At 49.6% G+C, this 19,702-nt stretch carries 20 protein-coding genes; 10 read left to right on the plus strand and 10 right to left on the minus strand.

Translation table 11 applies throughout. The features are described 5' to 3' along the window. Positions 1 to 97: 97 nt before the first annotated feature. The 3 genes from rsmF to yebS form a co-directional block, all read right to left on the minus strand. Entirely contained in the window at positions 98 to 1,537 is a 1,440-nt protein-coding gene (gene rsmF / locus HEN21_RS00205; protein ID WP_024192228.1) for a 16S rRNA (cytosine(1407)-C(5))-methyltransferase RsmF, read from the minus strand. Positions 1,538 to 1,616: 79 nt separating this feature from the next. After that, positions 1,617 to 4,250: a lipid-binding membrane homeostasis protein YebT gene (yebT, locus tag HEN21_RS00210; protein WP_176252054.1), complete on the minus strand. Its 2,634-nt coding sequence runs from the start codon at positions 4,248 to 4,250 to the stop codon at positions 1,617 to 1,619. Continuing rightward, positions 4,219 to 5,502, minus strand: coding sequence for a membrane integrity lipid transport subunit YebS (gene yebS / locus HEN21_RS00215; protein WP_001207286.1), 1,284 nt, complete (start codon positions 5,500 to 5,502; stop codon positions 4,219 to 4,221). Before yebS ends, yebT begins: the two co-directional genes overlap by 32 nt. Before the next feature lie 129 nt (positions 5,503 to 5,631). On the opposite strand from yebS, the gene msrC reads away from it, so the two are divergent. The 4 genes from msrC to htpX all read left to right on the plus strand — a co-directional run bounded on the left by msrC (position 5,632) and on the right by htpX (position 10,065). Beyond that, complete coding sequence (gene msrC, locus HEN21_RS00220; RefSeq protein WP_001373833.1) at positions 5,632 to 6,129, plus strand: L-methionine (R)-S-oxide reductase; 498 nt, start codon at positions 5,632 to 5,634, stop codon at positions 6,127 to 6,129. Positions 6,130 to 6,225: 96 nt separating this feature from the next. Next, a complete protein-coding gene (gene proQ, locus HEN21_RS00225; protein WP_000431380.1) occupies positions 6,226 to 6,924 on the plus strand; it encodes an RNA chaperone ProQ in 699 nt (232 codons plus the stop codon). A gap of 19 nt (positions 6,925 to 6,943) precedes the next feature. Then, positions 6,944 to 8,992 carry a carboxy terminal-processing peptidase gene (gene prc / locus HEN21_RS00230; RefSeq protein ID WP_001055792.1) on the plus strand — a complete coding sequence of 683 codons (2,049 nt, stop codon included), beginning with the start codon at positions 6,944 to 6,946 and terminating at the stop codon, positions 8,990 to 8,992. A 191-nt stretch (positions 8,993 to 9,183) separates the two neighbouring features. After that, positions 9,184 to 10,065 (plus strand): protease HtpX, encoded by an 882-nt coding sequence (gene htpX, locus HEN21_RS00235; protein ID WP_000984500.1) that lies wholly within the window; start codon positions 9,184 to 9,186, stop codon positions 10,063 to 10,065. Positions 10,066 to 10,110: 45 nt separating this feature from the next. Here the strand turns inward: htpX and HEN21_RS00240 are convergent, their stop codons facing one another. Then, positions 10,111 to 11,484 carry an MFS transporter gene (locus tag HEN21_RS00240; protein WP_001127209.1) on the minus strand — a complete coding sequence of 458 codons (1,374 nt, stop codon included), beginning with the start codon at positions 11,482 to 11,484 and terminating at the stop codon, positions 10,111 to 10,113. 176 nt (positions 11,485 to 11,660) lie between these two features. Here HEN21_RS00240 and kdgR point away from each other — a divergent pair, with 176 nt between their 5' ends. Continuing rightward, entirely contained in the window at positions 11,661 to 12,452 is a 792-nt protein-coding gene (gene kdgR / locus HEN21_RS00245; RefSeq protein WP_105286884.1) for a DNA-binding transcriptional regulator KdgR, read from the plus strand. 141 nt (positions 12,453 to 12,593) lie between these two features. Here kdgR and HEN21_RS00250 read toward each other — a convergent pair whose 3' ends face one another. Next, the gene (locus HEN21_RS00250; protein WP_176252053.1) at positions 12,594 to 12,833 is read right to left on the minus strand and encodes a YobH family protein; all 240 of its coding nucleotides are present in this window, start codon (positions 12,831 to 12,833) and stop codon (positions 12,594 to 12,596) included. Positions 12,834 to 12,990: 157 nt separating this feature from the next. On the opposite strand from HEN21_RS00250, the gene mgrB reads away from it, so the two are divergent. The 5 genes from mgrB (at position 12,991) to rlmA (ending at position 15,503) form a co-directional block, all read left to right on the plus strand. Next, on the plus strand, positions 12,991 to 13,134 hold the full coding sequence (mgrB, locus tag HEN21_RS00255) for a PhoP/PhoQ regulator MgrB (RefSeq protein ID WP_000714530.1): 144 nt from the start codon (positions 12,991 to 12,993) through the stop codon (positions 13,132 to 13,134). Positions 13,135 to 13,208: 74 nt separating this feature from the next. Next, entirely contained in the window at positions 13,209 to 13,496 is a 288-nt protein-coding gene (locus HEN21_RS00260; protein ID WP_001006854.1) for a YebO family protein, read from the plus strand. Positions 13,497 to 14,162: 666 nt separating this feature from the next. Continuing rightward, on the plus strand, positions 14,163 to 14,279 hold the full coding sequence (locus HEN21_RS00265) for a DUF2627 domain-containing protein (RefSeq protein ID WP_032141266.1): 117 nt from the start codon (positions 14,163 to 14,165) through the stop codon (positions 14,277 to 14,279). 39 nt (positions 14,280 to 14,318) lie between these two features. Further along, a complete protein-coding gene (cspE, locus tag HEN21_RS00270; protein ID WP_001062678.1) occupies positions 14,319 to 14,528 on the plus strand; it encodes a transcription antiterminator/RNA stability regulator CspE in 210 nt (69 codons plus the stop codon). A gap of 165 nt (positions 14,529 to 14,693) precedes the next feature. Further along, positions 14,694 to 15,503, plus strand: coding sequence for a 23S rRNA (guanine(745)-N(1))-methyltransferase (gene rlmA, locus HEN21_RS00275; protein WP_105286883.1), 810 nt, complete (start codon positions 14,694 to 14,696; stop codon positions 15,501 to 15,503). Here rlmA and mntP read toward each other — a convergent pair. From mntP to manX, 5 genes are all read right to left on the minus strand, one after another. Continuing rightward, the gene (gene mntP, locus HEN21_RS00280) at positions 15,500 to 16,066 is read right to left on the minus strand and encodes a manganese efflux pump MntP (protein ID WP_001353153.1); all 567 of its coding nucleotides are present in this window, start codon (positions 16,064 to 16,066) and stop codon (positions 15,500 to 15,502) included. The two genes, rlmA and mntP, sit on opposite strands and share 4 nt — an antisense overlap. A 416-nt stretch (positions 16,067 to 16,482) precedes the next feature. Next, entirely contained in the window at positions 16,483 to 16,941 is a 459-nt protein-coding gene (locus tag HEN21_RS00285; RefSeq protein WP_105286881.1) for a DUF986 family protein, read from the minus strand. 54 nt (positions 16,942 to 16,995) lie between these two features. Further along, positions 16,996 to 17,847 (minus strand): PTS mannose transporter subunit IID, encoded by an 852-nt coding sequence (gene manZ / locus HEN21_RS00290; RefSeq protein WP_001516270.1) that lies wholly within the window; start codon positions 17,845 to 17,847, stop codon positions 16,996 to 16,998. Between the two features lie 12 nt (positions 17,848 to 17,859). After that, positions 17,860 to 18,660 carry a PTS mannose transporter subunit IIC gene (gene manY / locus HEN21_RS00295; protein ID WP_000406930.1) on the minus strand — a complete coding sequence of 267 codons (801 nt, stop codon included), beginning with the start codon at positions 18,658 to 18,660 and terminating at the stop codon, positions 17,860 to 17,862. A gap of 62 nt (positions 18,661 to 18,722) precedes the next feature. Next, positions 18,723 to 19,694 (minus strand): PTS mannose transporter subunit IIAB, encoded by a 972-nt coding sequence (manX, locus tag HEN21_RS00300; protein ID WP_000150535.1) that lies wholly within the window; start codon positions 19,692 to 19,694, stop codon positions 18,723 to 18,725. Positions 19,695 to 19,702: the final 8 nt, after the last annotated feature.

Here is a 19,702-nt window from a genome sequence, read left to right on the forward strand (position 1 = left end):
TGCCGGTTGTGGTACGACCAGTCCGATCGCACTATTTTTCAGCGTAGTTGAGGCAGCCGAATGCGCCAGTCAAAACGTGCGCTTTTTTTGTGCGTTGTCAGGCGTTACCGGTAAACAGTTTTCCGTCACGTACCAGCTCCCGTGGGTAACTGTTTTTCAGCCGTGAGCCAATACGTTTGGCTAAACCGATTGGCTGATGCTGGAAGGTGACCAGCACATCATCCGTAACTGGCGCGGTTTGCGGGTAGACGTCGCGCCCGCGATACCACTCTTCCGCTTCCTGCGGTGTCAGTTCAAACGCGTTAGTGTGGTCGGGGGAGGCAAGGGCAATGACGGCTTCATGCTGCCAGCGATAACCTTTGTTATGCGTTTCAGCAAGTTTAATCCCCAGACGGGAAAACCGGACCTTACCGATCAACGCTTCAATGCCCACCGGGAATAACCAGATTTCTTTATCGCGCTGCCAGAGGCGCAGGTTTTCATCCCAGTTTAAGCCGACACTTGCAGCTGCCTGCCGAATTTGTGCGGTTTCGCGATCTTTCACCGGGGTAAACGGAAAATTGCCCACTTTATATTTCGGCGCAGGCAACGCGGGAATCGCCTGAGTTTTACGCAGACGAGCAACGAAAAAGCCTTCGCAATCATAAATTTGTGGGAAGACGTGCAAAAAGCCTTCCTCGGTCAGCGCCTTGTCCGCGCCAGAGAAGAGATCGCCCAGCGGTAAAAACTCTACAGCATCAGGGTAAGTCTCTTTCAGCCACAGGCAAACGGCTTCGTTCTCTTCCCGGTTTAAAGTACAGGTCGAGTAAACCAGCGTGCCGCCAGGACGTAACGCATGAAAGGCACTGTCGATCAGTTCCCGCTGGGTGGCTGCGATCTCCTGATTGCTTTCTGGTGACCAGTTTTTCAGCGCATCGGGATCTTTACGCACCACACCTTCGCCGGAGCAGGGAGCATCCAGCAAAATAGCATCGAACATTTCTGGCAACGCTGCACCAAACACGCGACCATCAAAATGAGTCAGAGCCACGTTACTGATACCGCAGCGGCTGATATTGGCATGTAACACTTTAACCCGGCTGGCGGAAAACTCGTTGGCAAGGAGCGCCCCTTCGTTATTCATCCGTGCGGCAATCTGCGTCGTTTTTGAGCCTGGTGCAGCAGCGACATCCATCACCCGTTTTGGGGCGTTACCATCGGCAAACAATGCAGCAACCGGTAACATTGAACTGGCTTCCTGAATATAAAACAGGCCACTCAAATGTTCAGCGGTACTACCCAGCGGCAATGCATCTTCATCGTCGCGTTCGATCCAGAAACCCTCTTCACACCACGGGATCGGCGTTAGCGTCCAGCCATAAGGAGCGGTTAATTGCAGGAAATCAGCAACGGAGATTTTCAGCGTATTAACGCGAATGCTGCGGCGCAACGGGCGCTGACAGGCGGCGAGAAAATCATCAAATGAGAGCGTCGAAGGCATTGCTTCACGCATTTGCGTCAGAAAGGCGTCCGGGAAATAAACGGTGTGTTGGGCCACGAGCATGTACCACTGGCAAAAAAACAGGCGCGCAGTTTAGCATAAACGCTCCGGCGCAGGTACGCCGGAGCAGTGTGCATTATTTGGGTAGCGCGGTTCCCCACTCACGCCACTCTTTCGGTTCGCTTTCCAGCAACAAGAAGTGTTTGCCTTCCTGGGCTTTCGGTGCCAGCGGAGTACCAGGCGGAGTGGCAAAAGCGATCCCGCCACGGATAAACTGGTTAAACGTACCGGTTTTCACTACGCCGCCTGTAAGACCAAAGTCCAGACTGTAGCCCGATGCCAGCCAGAAGACGGAATTGTTCCGCACCAGGTGCTGGTAGCGTTTACTGATGCGCATCGCAATCATCACCCGATCCGATAGTGTGCCCAGCGTCATTCCAGTGACCGTACCCACTTCCAGACCACGGAACAGTACCGGCGTACCGATGCCTAACGATCCGGCTTCTGGCGCTTCAACAATAATGCTTAAGCCATCCAGGTAACGAGAATCGGTAATGGTAGCCTCCTGTAATTCAAAGTCGCGGCGAGGATTACCACGTCCGGGTTCGACGTTAATATACGGCTGGAGGATGGTATCAAGGTGCTCAACGCCGGCAGCCGAAATCTGCGGTGTGACCACCGAAAAGCGTGTGCCACCGCGAGCGAAAGTCTGGACATATTCCGGATAGAGCACCGCTTTTGCCTGTACTTCATTACGTGCGGTTATCAGATCCAGCGTCTGGATTTGCCCGATATCAATACCGAGGTAGCGAATTGGCATACCGACCGCCAGTTTTCCGGCATCAAAAGCGTGGAGCGTAATCTGTCCGCCGACCGCACGAGCCGCCGTTTCTGATGCATAAAGAATACGCTTATCACCTTTACGCTGGCTGGCGCTGGCGCCGCTGAGGTTATCGAAGCTGATAGCCCCCTTTAACGCCCGTGAAAGTGGCGAAGCCTGTACGGTCAGGCCGCTACCATTAAGCTGAACTTTCGCTCCGCCTTCTGCCCAGAACACGCTGTTGCTGGTCAGAAGGTTGCGATATTCCGGCTTAATATGCAGATCGATATCAAAGGCGTTAGCCCGTGGGCGCACGGTGATGACTTCGCCAACCTCAAACTTACGGTACAGCACTACCGATCCCGCCTGCACGTCTGGTAACGTTTCTGCACTCAAACTCACGGTCGTGGTGGGCAAATCGCTAAGGCTGTTTTCCAGGGCTTTTTCCAGATTGGCATACAGCGGATAGCTGGCTTTCATTTCGCCTTTATCGCCCGGCAGAATACGTATTCCTCCGTTGATCCATTCAGAGGCGCTGGCACCGAGAAACTCAACGCCGTCCAGTCCCACTTTCACATCGACACGGCTGTTGACGACAAATTTGCTGTCGCCTTTTACCAGCTCGCGATGCTGTGGTTCAATGGCGACGGTAAAGGTGACGCCTTTGCTGGTGAGTTTACGTTCAATTACCTGACCGACCTGCACGCCATGCAGAATGAGCGGCTGGCCTGCATTAATACCGTAACTTTCTGGCGCGGTCAGGGTCAGCGTCAGAACATCAGGTTCATGCAGCAGGGCTTTCTCCCCAGGCACAACGACAAACTCCTTGCGCGGCTCACCATCGCCTGGCACCAGCTCGAAGGTTTTGCCCGTGAGCAGGGCGCTGAGGTTGGCATCGCTGAGGGATAATTTCGGGTTGCGTAATTCGATGCGGGTATTTTCCCGTAACAGCGTTACGACGCTGGGATCAACGGTCATTTCTCCGGTGACTTTGCCGCCTGGGTTTAAATCCAGTTTCGTCAGTTGTCCGACTTCCAGCCCCTGATACATTAACGGCGTTGAGTCGGCGGTTAATCCGGCACCGCTCGGCAGTTCCAGTTTTATGATTACCCCACGCTGGCTGTGGGCGAGATCTTCATACAAACCAAAGGTATCTTCCGCTTCAGCAGGTTTCGACTCTTCCGGCGAATCGAAGGCAATCGCACCGTTAACCAGCGCAGCCAGACTTTCCAGTTTCACTTTCGCACCACTGATACTGACATTGGCATCAACGCCAGAAACGTTCCAGAAGCGACTCCCTTTTTTCACCAGATCGGTAAAACGCCGCTCAATCAGGACATCAATCACCACGCCCTGGTTATTGGGGTTGATCGCATAGTCGTAGACACGTCCCACCGGGATCTTGCGAAAATAGACCAGCGAACCACTATTCAGCGAACCAAGATCGGGAGCCTGTAGGTGGATCATCAGATCACCATTATCCAGTCGATATTTCGGTTGGGTATCGAGGGCGACAAAGTGATCCTGCTCTTTGCCTTTGCCTGGCATCATGCCGATATAGTTACCCCCAACCAGCGCATCCAGCCCGGAGACACCTGCCAGAGAGGCTTTTGGTGTCACCAGCCAGAACTGCGTCTCTTCGCGCAGCGCATCTTTCATATCGGACTTGATGCTGACCCTGACTTCAATCTTACGAAGATCATCGCTGAGGCTGACATCCTGAACTGTTCCGACTTCAACACCCTGATAACGAACAGGTGTGCGGCCAGGGACAATGCCGTCCGCCGACATAAAGTCGATGGTGACGGTGTTCCCCCGATCCTGATAACTGTCCCAAATCAGCCAGCCGGCAATCATTAGCGCAATGAACGGCAGTAGCCAGAAAGGTGAGATACGGCGTTTAGTTTTAATCTGCGCTTCAGTCGTCGAAGCGGGCGTTTCCTGACTCATGTGCATCCCAAAGTAAGCGGCTGTCCAGCCATTCCACTGCAAGAATAGTTAAAATAACCGCTGCGCCGAAATAAAACGCAGCCGGTCCCATAGTAAAAGCGAGGATCTGATCGCGATTGATCAGCGACATAGTTAAAGAAATGACAAACAGATCGAGCATCGACCAGCGACCAATCCAGGTCACCATTCGCAGTAACAGTATTCGCGTGCGTAGCCCTTGCTGGCATTTAAAATGAATGCTCAATAATAAAGTGAACATAACAATCACTTTGGTAAACGGCACCAGAATACTGGCGATAAACACAATTCCGGCGACCGCAATATTGCTATTTGCCAGCGACATAATGCCGGAAAGAATCGTATCTTCTTGTCGTCCACCGTTCAGATAAATGATCGAGATAGGCAACAGGTTGGCTGGTAACAACAAGACGACTGAAGCCAACAGCGCCGCCCAACATTTTTGAAGACTATGATGACGACGCAGGCGAAGCGGGATATGGCAGCGGGGGCAGCGACCTCGCGGATCAGGATAGCCGGTAAAGTGACACCCCAGGCAAACGCGTAGTTTCGCGTCCCTGCGCGTGGCAGGGCGTTCAGGGTAAAATCGCTCCCACAGCTGTTCAACATTAAGATGTGACAACGTCACCGTCGTTAAAATCACCAACGCCACAAAAGAGAATAAGCCGACACCAGCCTGGATATGGGCATAATCCTGTACCTTTATAGATGCAACACCAATGCCGACCAGGTAGATATCCAGCATCACCCACTCTTTCAGTCGCTCAAGCATCAGCAGTACCGGGCGTAAGTTCATCCCCAGTCGGTTGCCAAACCACAAATAAGCAATAGATGTGACGAGGATAAGTGGGGCGCCGATAACGCAGAAAAAGACCATCGCGCCCGTTACAGGATCACCTTGTTTAGTCATTTGCCAGATGCCCTGCATGACGTTGGCGTCAATACGAATACCTAACAGCCAGATATGCAACAGTGGTTCGCCCCAGGCAAACGGCATCAGCAACAGCATGGTGAACGCCATTGCCGCCAGGCGCGTTAGCGACCAGTCACGCCCGTCACGAATTTTGGCCTGACAGCGCGGACAATAGGCACTTTGATGCGAATTTATCTCGGGCAGGCTAAACAGCATGTCACATTGCGGGCAACGTTGGTAATCACCACGCGGCAGTTCCTCGCCGATTGAGCTCACTGTTATCTTTTTTGTTGGCGTAATTTGCGGGGTGTTAAGTGCCATGACGAGCCAAATATAGTAAGAATTAGCATTAATCTTAACCCATGATGGGAATGATCTTGAGCATTAACGCATTTAATGCTTATTTTAATAGGCTGGCAGTTTCAGGTAAGACAACTAAGTGATTATATAATGAACAAAACAGAATTTTACGCGGACTTAAACCGCGACTTTAATGCGCTGATGGCGGGAGAAACCAGTTTTCTGGCAACGCTGGCAAACACCAGCGCGTTGTTATACGAACGTCTGACAGACGTAAACTGGGCCGGTTTTTATTTACTTGAGGACGATACGCTGGTGCTCGGACCATTTCAGGGCAAAATTGCCTGTGTTCGGATCCCCGTCGGGCGCGGCGTGTGTGGCACTGCGGTTGCCCGCAATCAAGTACAACGAATCGAGGATGTTCACGCTTTTGACGGGCATATTGCTTGTGATGCGGCGAGTAATTCTGAAATTGTCCTGCCGCTGGTGGTGAATAATCAGATTATTGGTGTTCTCGACATCGACAGTACCGTCTTCGGTCGCTTTACAGACGAGGACGAGCAAGGCTTACGTCAGCTTGTGGCACAGCTTGAAAAGGTGCTTGCAACGACGGATTACAAAAAATTCTTTGCGAGCGTCGCAGGATAATCAACGGATAACGTAGCATTTACTGATGGCGTCATTATAATGACGCCTGTTCATGCCTGCGCTTGTTGGCTACGTCCGTTGTAATCAGGAAATTTCATGGAAAATCAACCTAAGTTGAATAGCAGTAAAGAAGTAATCGCGTTTCTGGCCGAACGTTTTCCCCACTGTTTCAGTGCGGAAGGTGAAGCGCGTCCGCTGAAAATCGGTATTTTTCAGGATTTGGTCGATCGTGTTGCCGGGGAAATGAACCTGAGCAAAACGCAACTGCGATCTGCTTTACGTCTCTACACTTCGAGCTGGCGTTACCTTTACGGTGTTAAACCCGGCGCAACGCGTGTCGATCTTGACGGCAACCCATGCGGTGAGCTGGACGAGCAGCATGTAGAACATGCTCGCAAACAGCTTGAAGAAGCGAAAGCACGCGTTCAGGCTCAGCGTGCTGAACAGCAAGCGAAAAAACGCGAAGCTGCCGCAGCTTCTGGTGAGAAAGAAGATGCACCACGCCGCGAACGTAAACCACGTCCTGCCGCGCAACGCCGTAAAGAAGGCGCCGAGCGCAAACCTCGCGCGCAAAAACCGGCTGAGAAAGCGCCAAAAACAGTAAAAGCACCTCGCGAAGAACAGCATACCCCGGTTTCTGACATTTCAGCTCTGACTGTCGGACAAGCCCTGAAGGTGAAAGCTGGTCAAAACGCGATGGATGCCACCGTATTAGAAATCACCAAAGACGGCGTCCGCGTCCAACTGAATTCGGGTATGTCTTTGATTGTGCGCGCAGAACACCTGGTGTTCTGAAACGGAGGCCGGGCCAGGCATGAACATGTTTTTTAGGCTTACCGCGTTAGCTGGCCTGCTTGCAATAGCAGGCCAGACCTTCGCTGTAGAAGATATTACGCGTGCTGATCAAATTCCGGTATTAAAGGAAGAGACGCAGCATGCGACTGTGAGTGAGCGCGTAACGTCGCGCTTCACCCGTTCCCATTATCGTCAGTTCGATCTCGATCAGGCGTTCTCGGCCAAAATCTTTGACCGCTACCTGAATTTGCTTGATTACAGCCACAATGTGCTGTTGGCAAGCGATGTTGAACAGTTCGCGAAAAAGAAAACCGAGTTGGGCGATGAACTGCGTTCAGGCAAACTCGACGTTTTCTACGATCTCTACAATCTGGCGCAAAAACGCCGTTTTGAACGTTACCAGTATGCGTTGTCGGTACTGGAAAAGCCGATGGATTTCACCGGCAACGACACTTATAACCTTGACCGCAGCAAAGCGCCCTGGCCGAAAAACGAGGCCGAGTTGAACGCGCTGTGGGACAGCAAAGTCAAATTCGACGAGTTAAGTCTGAAGCTAACGGGAAAGACGGATAAAGAAATTCGTGAAACCCTGACTCGCCGCTACAAATTTGCTATTCGTCGTCTGGCGCAAACCAACAGCGAAGATGTTTTCTCGCTGGCAATGACGGCGTTTGCACGCGAAATTGATCCGCATACCAACTACCTTTCTCCGCGCAATACCGAACAGTTCAATACTGAAATGAGTTTGTCGCTGGAAGGTATTGGCGCAGTGCTGCAAATGGATGATGACTACACCGTTATCAATTCAATGGTGGCGGGTGGGCCGGCAGCGAAGAGTAAAGCTATCAGCGTTGGTGACAAAATTGTCGGTGTCGGACAAACCGGTAAACCGATGGTTGATGTGATTGGCTGGCGTCTTGATGATGTCGTTGCCTTAATCAAAGGGCCGAAAGGCAGTAAGGTTCGTCTGGAAATTTTACCTGCGGGTAAAGGAACCAAGACCCGGACAGTAACGCTGACGCGTGAGCGCATTCGTCTGGAAGACCGTGCAGTTAAAATGTCTGTGAAGACTGTCGGCAAAGAAAAAGTCGGTGTGCTGGATATTCCGGGCTTCTATGTTGGCTTGACGGACGATGTCAAAGTTCAACTGCAGAAACTGGAAAAACAAAATGTCAGCAGTGTCATTATCGACCTGCGTAGTAACGGTGGTGGGGCGCTGACTGAAGCTGTATCGCTCTCAGGGCTGTTTATTCCTTCCGGTCCGATTGTGCAGGTTCGTGATAACAACGGCAAGGTTCGCGAAGATAGCGATAACGACGGTCAGGTTTTCTATAAAGGCCCGTTGGTGGTGCTGGTTGACCGTTTCAGTGCTTCGGCTTCGGAAATCTTTGCTGCTGCCATGCAGGATTACGGTCGTGCGCTGGTTGTGGGTGAGCCGACATTCGGTAAAGGCACAGTCCAGCAGTATCGTTCTCTGAACCGCATCTACGATCAGATGTTACGTCCTGAATGGCCGGCGCTGGGTTCAGTACAGTACACAATCCAGAAATTCTATCGCGTTAACGGCGGCAGTACGCAACGTAAAGGCGTAACGCCAGATATCATCATGCCTACGGGCAATGAAGAGACGGAAACCGGTGAGAAATTCGAAGATAACGCGCTGCCGTGGGATAGCATTGACGCTGCAACCTATGTGAAATCAGGAGACTTAACGGCGTTTGAACCGGAGTTGCTGAAGGAACATAATGCGCGTATTGCGAAGGATCCTGAGTTCCAGAACATCATGAAGGATATCGCTCGCTTCAACGCCATGAAGGACAAACGCAACATCGTTTCTCTGAATTACGCTGTGCGTGAAAAAGAGAATAACGAAGACGATGCGACGCGTCTGGCGCGGTTGAACGATCGCTTTAAACGCGAAGGAAAACCGGAGTTGAAGAAACTGGACGATCTGCCAAAAGATTACAAGGAGCCAGATCCGTATCTGGATGAAACAGTAAACATCGCGCTTGATTTAGCGCGTCTGGAAAAAGCCAGACCTGCGGAACAGCCCGCTCCCGTCAAGTAACATCAATCAGGCACAAGAAATTGTGCCTGATTTTTTAACAGTGGCAAGATGCCGTAAATCAGATGCTACAAAATGTAAAGTTGTGTCTTTCTGGTGACTTACGCGCTATCCGGACTTGAAAATAGTCACGTAGCCCATACGATGTGGGTATCGCATATTGCGTTTTGTTAAACTGAGGTAAAAAGAAAATTATGATGCGAATCGCGCTCTTCCTGCTAACGAACCTGGCCGTGATGGTCGTTTTCGGGCTGGTACTGAGCCTGACAGGGATACAGTCGAGCAGCGTTCAGGGGCTGATGATTATGGCCTTGCTGTTCGGTTTTGGTGGTTCCTTCGTTTCGCTTCTGATGTCCAAATGGATGGCATTACGATCTGTTGGCGGGGAAGTGATCGAGCAACCGCGTAACGAAAGGGAACGTTGGCTGATCAATACTGTTGCAACCCAGGCACGTCAGGCTGGGATTGCTATGCCGCAAGTGGCTATCTACCATGCGCCGGATATCAACGCCTTTGCAACCGGTGCGCGCCGTGATGCTTCTCTGGTTGCTGTCAGCACCGGTTTGTTGCAAAACATGAGCCCGGATGAAGCCGAGGCAGTAATCGCTCACGAAATCAGCCACATTGCCAATGGTGATATGGTCACGATGACGCTGATTCAGGGCGTGGTGAACACCTTCGTTATCTTTATTTCTCGTATTCTCGCGCAGCTGGCTGCTGGCTTTATGGGCGGTAACCGTGACGAAGGTGAAGAGAGCAACGGCAACCCTCTGATCTACTTTGCTGTCGCGACGGTGCTGGAGCTGGTATTTGGTATTCTGGCGAGCATTATTACCATGTGGTTCTCGCGTCATCGTGAATTCCACGCCGATGCGGGGTCTGCCAAACTGGTTGGGCGTGAAAAAATGATTGCCGCCCTGCAGCGCCTGAAAACCAGCTATGAGCCGCAAGAAGCAACCAGCATGATGGCTTTCTGCATTAATGGTAAATCGAAATCGCTGAGTGAGCTGTTCATGACTCACCCGCCGCTGGATAAACGTATTGAAGCTCTGCGCACGGGTGAATATCTGAAGTAATATGAAGTAAATGCTAAAAAGCGCGTCCTGATCGACGCGCTTTTTTTATGGCTGGGATCGTGGTTGGGTAATCCGTAACCCACTGACGCAAGCAGCAATCACGGCCAGAATAGCCGCAGTCATCAGCGAGACGTGCGTACCATTATCGCCAAACTGATTTAACATCAGAGCCACCAGAGCCGCGCCGCTACTCTGACCAAGCAGACGAGCTGTACCTAACATGCCACTGGCACCACCGCTACGTTCTCGAGGAGCGGAGGTGATGATGGTGTGGTTATTGGGTGACTGGAATAAGCCAAATCCGGCGCCGCATAAGACCATTGGCCAGATAATGTTGATATCCGCAGGAGAAGCGGGCAGCAGAACCAGTGAAAACAGACCCGCAGCCATAATGAACAATCCCAAAGCACCAAGTAACCCTGCATGTACGCGTTCTATCAGATAGCCTGCCAGCGGTGCCATCACCATGGTAGCTAACGGCCACGGCGTCAGGAGTAAACCCGTTTCTACTTCACTGCGCCCAAGCACGGTTTGCAGGTAAAAGGGCAGGGAAACCATTGCCAACATCTGTGCGCAGAAAGAGCAAATAGATGTGCAAATAGAAAGTGAAAACAGCGGAATGCGCAGTAAATCCACCGGTAGCAGCGGTACGGGAAGAGCAAGCTGGCGGCGAATAAAGAAAATACCCACGACAACCATTACCGCCAGTTCCGCAGCAATCAACGTCAGCGATTGCCCCTGAGCGAAACCACTCAACGCAGTAATAAGCAGGCCGAAGGTTAACGCGTTCATCACGGCGCTGGGTAGGTCAAAACGCGGCTTACTGGAGCGAGAACCATTAGGTGGCAGAAAACGCATCGCCAGAAGCAGAGCGATAATACCCAACGGCACGTTGATTAAAAATAACCATTTCCAGGAAGCAAAGGAAAGAATTGCCGCTGCAATTGTCGGACCGGCAGCCGAGGAGACGGCGACAATAAACGAGTTAATTCCCATCCCCCTACCCAGAAAACGCTGCGGGTAGATCAGGCGGATAAGTGCAGTATTGACGCTCATCAGTGCTGCGCCGCCGAAACCTTGTATTACGCGCGCCAGGGTGAGCATTTGCAGCGAATCAGAAAGGGCGCAGAACAGCGAAGACAACAGAAAAACCACCAGACCGCATTTATAAATGCGTCGGTAGCCAAACATATCTCCCAGAAACGAGAATGAGAGCAGAGAGACGACAATGGCGATTTGATAGGCGTTCACTACCCAGATGGAGCTGGCTGGCGTGGCATGAAGGTCTGTGGCGATTGTTGGTAAGGCGACGTTGGCGATAGCGCCGTCGAGGACCGCCATCGAAATACCAATAATAATGGTCAAAATCGCGCCGTATCGCTGAGGCAACGGCAGACCATCGGCCTGAACTTTTGGCATAGGAATTTTATATCTTTTGGTAATAATCAACAGGGTTATGATTCTAGCACTGATATTCACTGCGGATGTCGCAGAATTGTAACTAACCGGCAAAAGATGGATTGCGACCACCCAGGCACGAAATTATAATAAAAAACAGTTCTGATTTTTATAAAACACTCGCAATGAGGTGATAAATGGCTAACGCAGATCTGGATAAACAGCCTGATTCTGTATCTTCTGTACTGAAAGTTTTTGGCATTCTGCAGGCGCTGGGCGAAGAGCGCGAAATAGGGATAACCGAGCTGTCACAGCGCGTCATGATGTCAAAAAGCACCGTTTATCGCTTTTTACAGACCATGAAAACCCTGGGCTATGTGGCGCAGGAAGGGGAGTCGGAGAAATATTCGCTGACGCTAAAATTGTTTGAACTGGGCGCCCGGGCGTTACAAAATGTTGATCTTATTCGTAGCGCAGATATCCAGATGCGTGATCTTTCCCGCCTGACCAAAGAGACCATCCACCTTGGTGCGCTGGATGAAGACAGCATTGTTTACATCCACAAAATTGACTCTATGTACAATTTGCGCATGTATTCACGGGTTGGTCGTCGTAATCCGCTTTACAGTACTGCGATTGGTAAAGTCTTGCTGGCCTGGCGCGATCGTGATGAAGTGAAGCAAATCCTTGAAGGCGTTGAGTATAAACGCAGTACCGATCGTACCATTACCAGCACGGAAGCGTTATTACCGGTGTTGGATCAGGTGCGTGAGCAAGGTTATGGCGAAGATAACGAAGAGCAGGAAGAGGGGCTGCGCTGTATCGCAGTTCCGGTATTTGACCGCTTTGGCGTGGTTATTGCTGGTTTGAGTATTTCCTTCCCGACCCTGCGTTTTTCTGAGGAGCGTTTGCAGGAGTACGTGACTATGCTGCATACGGCGGCGCGTAAAATTTCCTCTCAAATGGGGTATCACGACTATCCGTTCTGATTAGAGGAAGAACCTGTCTGTATAATATTCAGACAGGTTCTGTATTTCGCGTGGGTTAAATAAAGTTACAAATGGCGTAACATAGTACGCTATGGCGATGAATGTGCTTTTTATCTTCGGTTTAAGTAGTTATTTATGCCTTTAACCATTATCTACAACGTTATTGATTTTACGTAACAGCGGGCAATCTGTTATCCCGAAAAGCCCACTTTTAGTGTGCAGATATTGTACCGTGCTGGTGCCTCTGGCGGTCAGATAGGAACATTGCAAACCTAACCCTGCGGCATTTTCCTTGCTTCCAATCAGAACGCCATATCCGCTTAGTAATAATCCTGTCCATACCAGTGCTATCAACATAATTGTGCGAATAATGAATCGCATTATGACCTCTTCTCTTTTTTGTTCGCCTAATCGTAGCGGTAATATGGGCTGAAGCAAGCGTATAGTTCCGAAAAAGCACGAATATCGACATAGTTAGGCGCTGTTTAACTAACGCATGATAGTTTAATGACATAAGGTAGTTTAAACGGAGACTGGAGTGAAAAAGTTTCGATGGGGCGTTCTGGTTGTCGCTGTGCTGGCTTGCTTGCTGCTATGGGCGCAGGTATTCAATATGATGTGCGATCAGGATGTACAATTTTTCAACGGAATTTGTACCATCAATCAATTTATCCCATGGTGATATCATTTTTTCAACAGTAGATTTCCTTCCTGTGTAGCAGTGGTAGAATGGCGCCTCTACTTAGAGGTGGTGAAATGAACGAAGTTGTAAATTCAGGCGTGATGAACATTGCGTCTTTGGTTGTATCGGTGGTTGTTCTCGCTATTGGGCTCATCTTGTGGTTTTTCATCAACCGTGCCAGTTCACGGACTAACGAACAGATTGAACTTCTTGAGGCATTGCTGGATCAGCAAAAACGGCAAAATGCGCTGTTACGTCGTTTGTGCGAAGCAAGCGAACCTGAAAAAACGAATGCCAGTGCTGCTGAGAACCAAAAAGCTGCTGAAGATGACGATATCATCCGTCTGGTAGCTGAACGGTAATTCTTCCTCAAATTTGAGTAACCCAGGTGCAGACGGGTTACTCATCTTATCATTCATATATGCACTATAGTGGTGCAATTGATTCAAATTAATACTCTGGTCTGACTTCAATTATTTATCGTGTTATTTATTTCATAATATCGATATCAGAAAAAGATATTTACCTCACTAAGTCATTGGGATGTTTACATCGGAATAGTGATCAATCACGGTATTGTTTATTAGCGAAACGTTTCTCTTCTCACTTTTTAGTAATTCATCAATTTTTCTTATTTTAAAATAATAATATGCCTTAAGTATAGTTTCTTCATTGTGTTCGTGTTTGTTGTTAACTGACTGTTTTGTGAGGTGAATTTATATAATATTTTATTCGTTATATATCATAAAAAGTGATATCGCTCGCATTGCGTAATAAGTTGTAGTGCTGCTCTGGAAGAACTGAAGTTATTGAACTATGTTAGAAACTGCATCAGGTCAAGTATCTGTTTGTAATGGTATGGTTAAGTGCATCGATATATCGGCACGTATTCCGTTGCATAAATGTGCAAAAAAGTGGAAGGCGTATCGAGATTTGTGCGGCTGATCGAGACATGTTTAAAAATGGCTTGCCATAATTAACGTTGTATGTGATAACAGTTTCGGGTTAAACGAGGTACAGTTCTGTTTATGTGTGGCATTTTCAGTAAAGAAGTCCTGAGTAAACACGTTGTCGTTGAATACCGCTTCTCTGCCGAGCCTTATATTAGTGCCTCATGCAGTAATGTGTCAGTTTTATCTCTGTAATGCCTGCGGGCGAAGAAAACAATCTAAGGAATTTTTCAAATGGCAAAGATTAAAGGTCAGGTTAAGTGGTTCAACGAGTCTAAAGGTTTTGGCTTCATTACTCCGGCTGATGGCAGCAAAGATGTATTCGTACACTTTTCCGCTATTCAGGGTAATGGCTTCAAAACTCTGGCCGAAGGCCAGAACGTTGAGTTCGAAATTCAGGACGGCCAGAAAGGTCCGGCAGCTGTTAACGTAACAGCAATCTGATCGAAACCACTGATCTGAAGTGTAAACGCGCTTCAATCTCGCTATAAAGCCTCGTCCAAATGCGAGGCTTTTTACTTTGTTTTATTCACGCTCTTGCCTGCGGATATTTGCCCGACGCGCAATTCGCGTTACACTTGCGGCCTTTAGTATCCTGCCGGAGTTGTCATGTCGTTTTCCTGTCCACTTTGTCATCAGCCGCTATCGCTTGAAAAAAACAGCTATATCTGTCCCCAACGGCATCAATTTGATATGGCGAAAGAGGGATATGTTAATTTGCTGCCCGTTCAGCATAAACGATCCCGCGATCCGGGCGACAGTGCGGAAATGATGCAAGCGCGGCGCACATTTTTAGATGCCGGCCATTATCAGCCGCTTCGTGATGCGATAGTCGCTCAATTGTGTGCTTGTCTTGATGAGCACGCAACGGCAATACTGGATATTGGCTGTGGGGAAGGGTATTACACTCATGCTTTTGCTGAGGCATTGCCGGGTGTGACTACTTTTGGTCTGGATGTCTCTAAGGTTGCGATTAAAGCTGCGGCGAAACGTTATCAGCAGGTTACCTTTTGTGTCGCTTCCAGCCACCGTCTGCCGTTTTCTGATAGCAGTATGGATGCCATTATCCGTATCTACGCGCCGTGCAAAGCAGAAGAATTAGCGCGCGTGGTCAAACCGGGAGGATGGGTCATTACCGCTACCCCGGGACCACGACATTTAATGGAGCTGAAGGGGCTGATTTACGACGAAGTACATCTACATGCGCCCCATACGGAACAACTGGAAGGTTTTACATTACAGCAGAGCGATGAATTGTGTTATCCGATGCGCCTGCGCGGAGATGAGGCCATTGCGTTGTTACAGATGACTCCGTTTGCCTGGCGCGCCAAGCCAGAAGTCTGGCAAACGCTGGCGGCAAAAGAAGAATTTGATTGCCAGACGGACTTTAATATTCACGTCTGGCAACGAACAAATTAGCCGTGGTAGTGCGTCCAGAGGATCTGGACGCCAATGCCAATAAGCACCAGCCCGCCAAGAATTTCCGCTTTTTTCCCAATAATTGAACCGATAAAGCGACCCACCATCATACCTAATGTTGACATGATCAAGGTGGCGCAGCCAATCGCCAGAGCAGTAGCAATAATATTAACTTGCAGGAAAGCAAGACCAACACCCACAGCCATGGCATCCAGGCTGGTGGCAATCGCGGTGGTTACCAGTAGCCAGAAACCGTGTCGACGGCGCGGCTCTTCATCTTCATCATCTGCGCCACGAAAACCCTCAATAATCATTCGCCCGCCGAGGAATATCAGCAGAACAAACGCAATCCAGTGGTTCCATTCAAGGACAAACCTGCTGGCTAACATGCCCATTCCCCAGCCGATCAGCGGCGTCAGGGTTTCGACAGCACCAAAAATAAGGCCGGTTCGCAACGCTTCAGAAAATTTCGGTTTATGGAGGGTGGCACCTTTACCGATTGATGCAGCAAATGCATCCATCGACATACCAAACGCAAGAAGAACAGTAGCAGTGATATTCATGACAACGTCCTGACCGGGGTATCCATAAAACACATCACCGCCCCCAGCAAACATGCACACATGAACGACAAGAAGCGCCCATGCAGGCATAGCGATTGATGTGCATATGGTCTCGCCTGACTGAAGGTGTTCAGTCCGTACGTGCCACGTTTTGCAACGAGTATGTTGACACGTACATTTCCGGAGTCTGGAAATCGGCTACTCCCCAAATGAGGGCGCAACCTTAACATATTTTGAGAATATAAAACAACTGTTGGAATATATTATTTCATTGCATTATTGATAACGATTTTCATTTAGATTTATATATCAATAAAACGTTAAAATAAATAACAAATAAGGGAATGGATAATATAGCCGAAGCTATGTCTGGTTATTAAGAATACACTAAACATAGCTTCGGCTAAATCTATAACTTATTGAGTAGACACGAGAAGTTTATAAATCTTTTCCAGATCGTCGATATTTCGAACGCGGATTAACAAACGGCGCTGTTCTAATTGCATAACCAGTACGCCATCTTCCGATAAGTTCATCGCTCTAATTCGGCGATATTCAATCCAGACATTGGCGAAGAAAAAACCTTGCTGTTTAAAAATGATTTTCGGAACCCGGATCCAGAAAATATAAAAGCCCATTAGCGCCAGTGTACTTAATAACCAAGTGGTTATTTGTGCGCCATGGTTGGTCACATTGTTATAGATAAGAATGACAATCAGCCCGACGAAGATAACGCTATCGATGCGACCGCGCCGGAGCAAAGGAATTGCCAGCAGGGTGGGGCCGTTGCGTCGGGGCATGATGAACTGATCGTATATCGCAAAGGCAAGTAGTGCGGCGATGAACAGAATCAGTACCAGATCCGTGATTGTCATTAATCCTCCAGATAAAAAAACGGGGCCAATAGGCCCCGGTAGTGTACAACAGTATTACAGTCCCAGCAGGCCGCAAGCGTAACCAGCGATACCGATGACGAAGAAGCCAACGATGATCCACAGAGGGTTAACTTTTTTGCGCAGCAGCCACATACAGGCGAAGGTCAGCAACAGCGGCACCAGGCCTGGCATTAACTGGTCAAGAATGGTCTGAACAGTGGTAACGTGCTCTTTACCCGTCTGGTCGGTGATGCGAGAGACAACCAGCGGGATGTTGACATGTGTCCACTTGTTAACCAATGCCCCCATGACAAACAGGCCGAGAATAGACGCCCCTTCCGTCAGTTTTTGCAGGAAGCCGCCACCCATATCTTTAACGATATCGATACCTTTGGAGTAACCATACGCTACGCCGTAGTAACGGGTTGCCAGACGTACCAGGTTAAACAGGATAAAGAACAGCAGCGGACCTAACAGGCTGCCGCTCATCGCGATCCCGGCACCCAGCGCCGCGAATACCGGACGTACCGTACCCCAGAATATTGGGTCGCCCACGCCTGCCAGCGGCCCCATCAGACCTACTTTGATACCGTTGATAGCACCGTCGTCGATCTCTGCGCCGTTAGCACGCTGTTCTTCCAGCGCCAGGGTTACGCCGAGGATTGGCGCCGCCACAAACGGTTGGGTGTTAAAGAATTCGAGGTGACGTTTAATCGCCTGTTTACGGGCATCGTTGTTCTCAGGGTAGAGGCGACGAATCGCCGGAACCATAGAGAAGCAGAAACCCAGTGCCTGCATACGTTCGAAGTTCCATGAACCCTGGAAAAGGTTAGAACGCAGGAAGACGCCACGAATATCACTCGGAGTGAGTTTTTTCTCGGTGGTAGTTTTAGTTGTATCAACCATTTCGCTCACCTGTTAGTCCAGTTCGTTATCGAGATCGTTGTTACCAGCAGCCTGAACAGGCGCACCGGCTACGCGGTTATATTTCGGGCTAAGTTGGATGTAGAGCACTGCCATAACAGTACCAATCACACCCAGAGCAACCAGGTTAAAGTTGGTGAATGCGGCGGTTACGAAGCCGAGGTAGAAGAACGGCATCAGGTAGCCTGCACGCATCATGTTGATAACCATTGCATAACCAACAACCACGATCATGCCACCGGCGATATTCAGACCATTAGTCACCACTTCCGGAATGGCGTTCAGCATGTTCTGAACTTCACTGGTGCCTACAGACAGCGCAACAATCACGGCTGGGATAGCCACACGCATCGCTTGCAGGAACAGAGAAGAAACGTGGATCCAGGAAATTGCCGTCAGATTGCCATTATCAGCCGCCTTATCCGCAGCGTGCTGGAAAGCAACGGTGATGGTACGAACGATGATGGTCAGCACCTGGCCCGCAGCGGCCAGCGGGATTGCCAGCGCGATACCAGCACCGATGCTCTGATGACCGGCGATAACCAGAATGGTAGAAATGATGGAAGCCAGAGCTGCATCAGGCGCAACTGCGGCACCGATATTCATCCAGCCAAGCGCGATCATTTCCAGAGTACCACCGATAATAATACCGGTTTTCATATCGCCAAGAACAATACCCACCAGGGTACAGGCGATTAGCGGACGGTGAAACTGAAATTCATCGAGGATTGATCCCATACCTGCGATACAGGCTACGATAAATACCAGCACAATTTGAAGAGTGGTAATCTCCATTGTACTTCTCCTGTTTACGTAAGACTTAAGTGTGAAAACTGAGTGATAATCAACACAATACGTTACTTATCGATTTTGCTGATCAGATCCATCATTTTCAGTTTCGGATCGGTGGAAACCTTACGGACTTCCAGCTCGATACCACGGGCATTCAGTTTTTTGAACGCTTCGATATCTTTTTCATCAACCGAAACCGCGTTATTCACCTGGGTTTTACCCTGACGGAATGCCATACCGCCAACGTTAACAGAGGTAATTTTCACGCCGCCTTCCACGAGGCGCTCAACATCTGTCGGATTGGTGAATAACAGCATTACACGTTCGCCAGCATATTTCGGGTTGTTGTAGACGCGGATCATCTTGGCAACATCAACCACGTGTGCTGTTACGCCCGGAGGTGCAACCTGGGTGAGCAGTGTCTTACGAACGGTATCCGCAGCCACTTCATCACTAACAACGATAATACGGGAGACATTGGTTTCTTTAGTCCAGCGGGTAGCGACCTGACCGTGAATCAGACGATCGTCGATACGCGCAAGGCCAATAACCATGTAGTCATTTGGTCCCATTGGTTTTGCAGGAGCGGGAGCCGCTTTTGGTGCTGCGGCAGCGGGCGCTGGTGCGGATTTTTCAACCGGTTTGGCTTTCAGTGCTTTCACGCCTTCACGGCCTGTTTCTACAGCCAGCGCCACCAGTTCATCAAAGCCTGGGTCATCATCACGGGCCATTAACGTCTCCACCAGCATTGGAATGTTAACGCCTGCGATCACTTCATAATGCTCTTTGTCGACGACAATACGGCTGGCAGCATTGAACGGGCTGCCGCCCCATGTATCAACGAGAAACAGCACGCCTTTAGTGGTGTCGAGTTTTGCCAACTGAGCGTTGTACTTTTCGATCAGCGTCTCGGCATTTTCACCTGGAACGAAATCGATCCAGCCGACGTTTTCCTGCTCGCCTAACAGCATCTCTGCCGTTTTAAGCAACTGCTCTGCAGCCCAACCATGTGTGCCTATAACAATAGCAATGGTCACTTGCTACC

The sequence above is a fragment of the Escherichia sp. 93.1518 genome (assembly GCF_013368915.2).
Lineage (GTDB): Bacteria > Pseudomonadota > Gammaproteobacteria > Enterobacterales > Enterobacteriaceae > Escherichia > Escherichia ruysiae.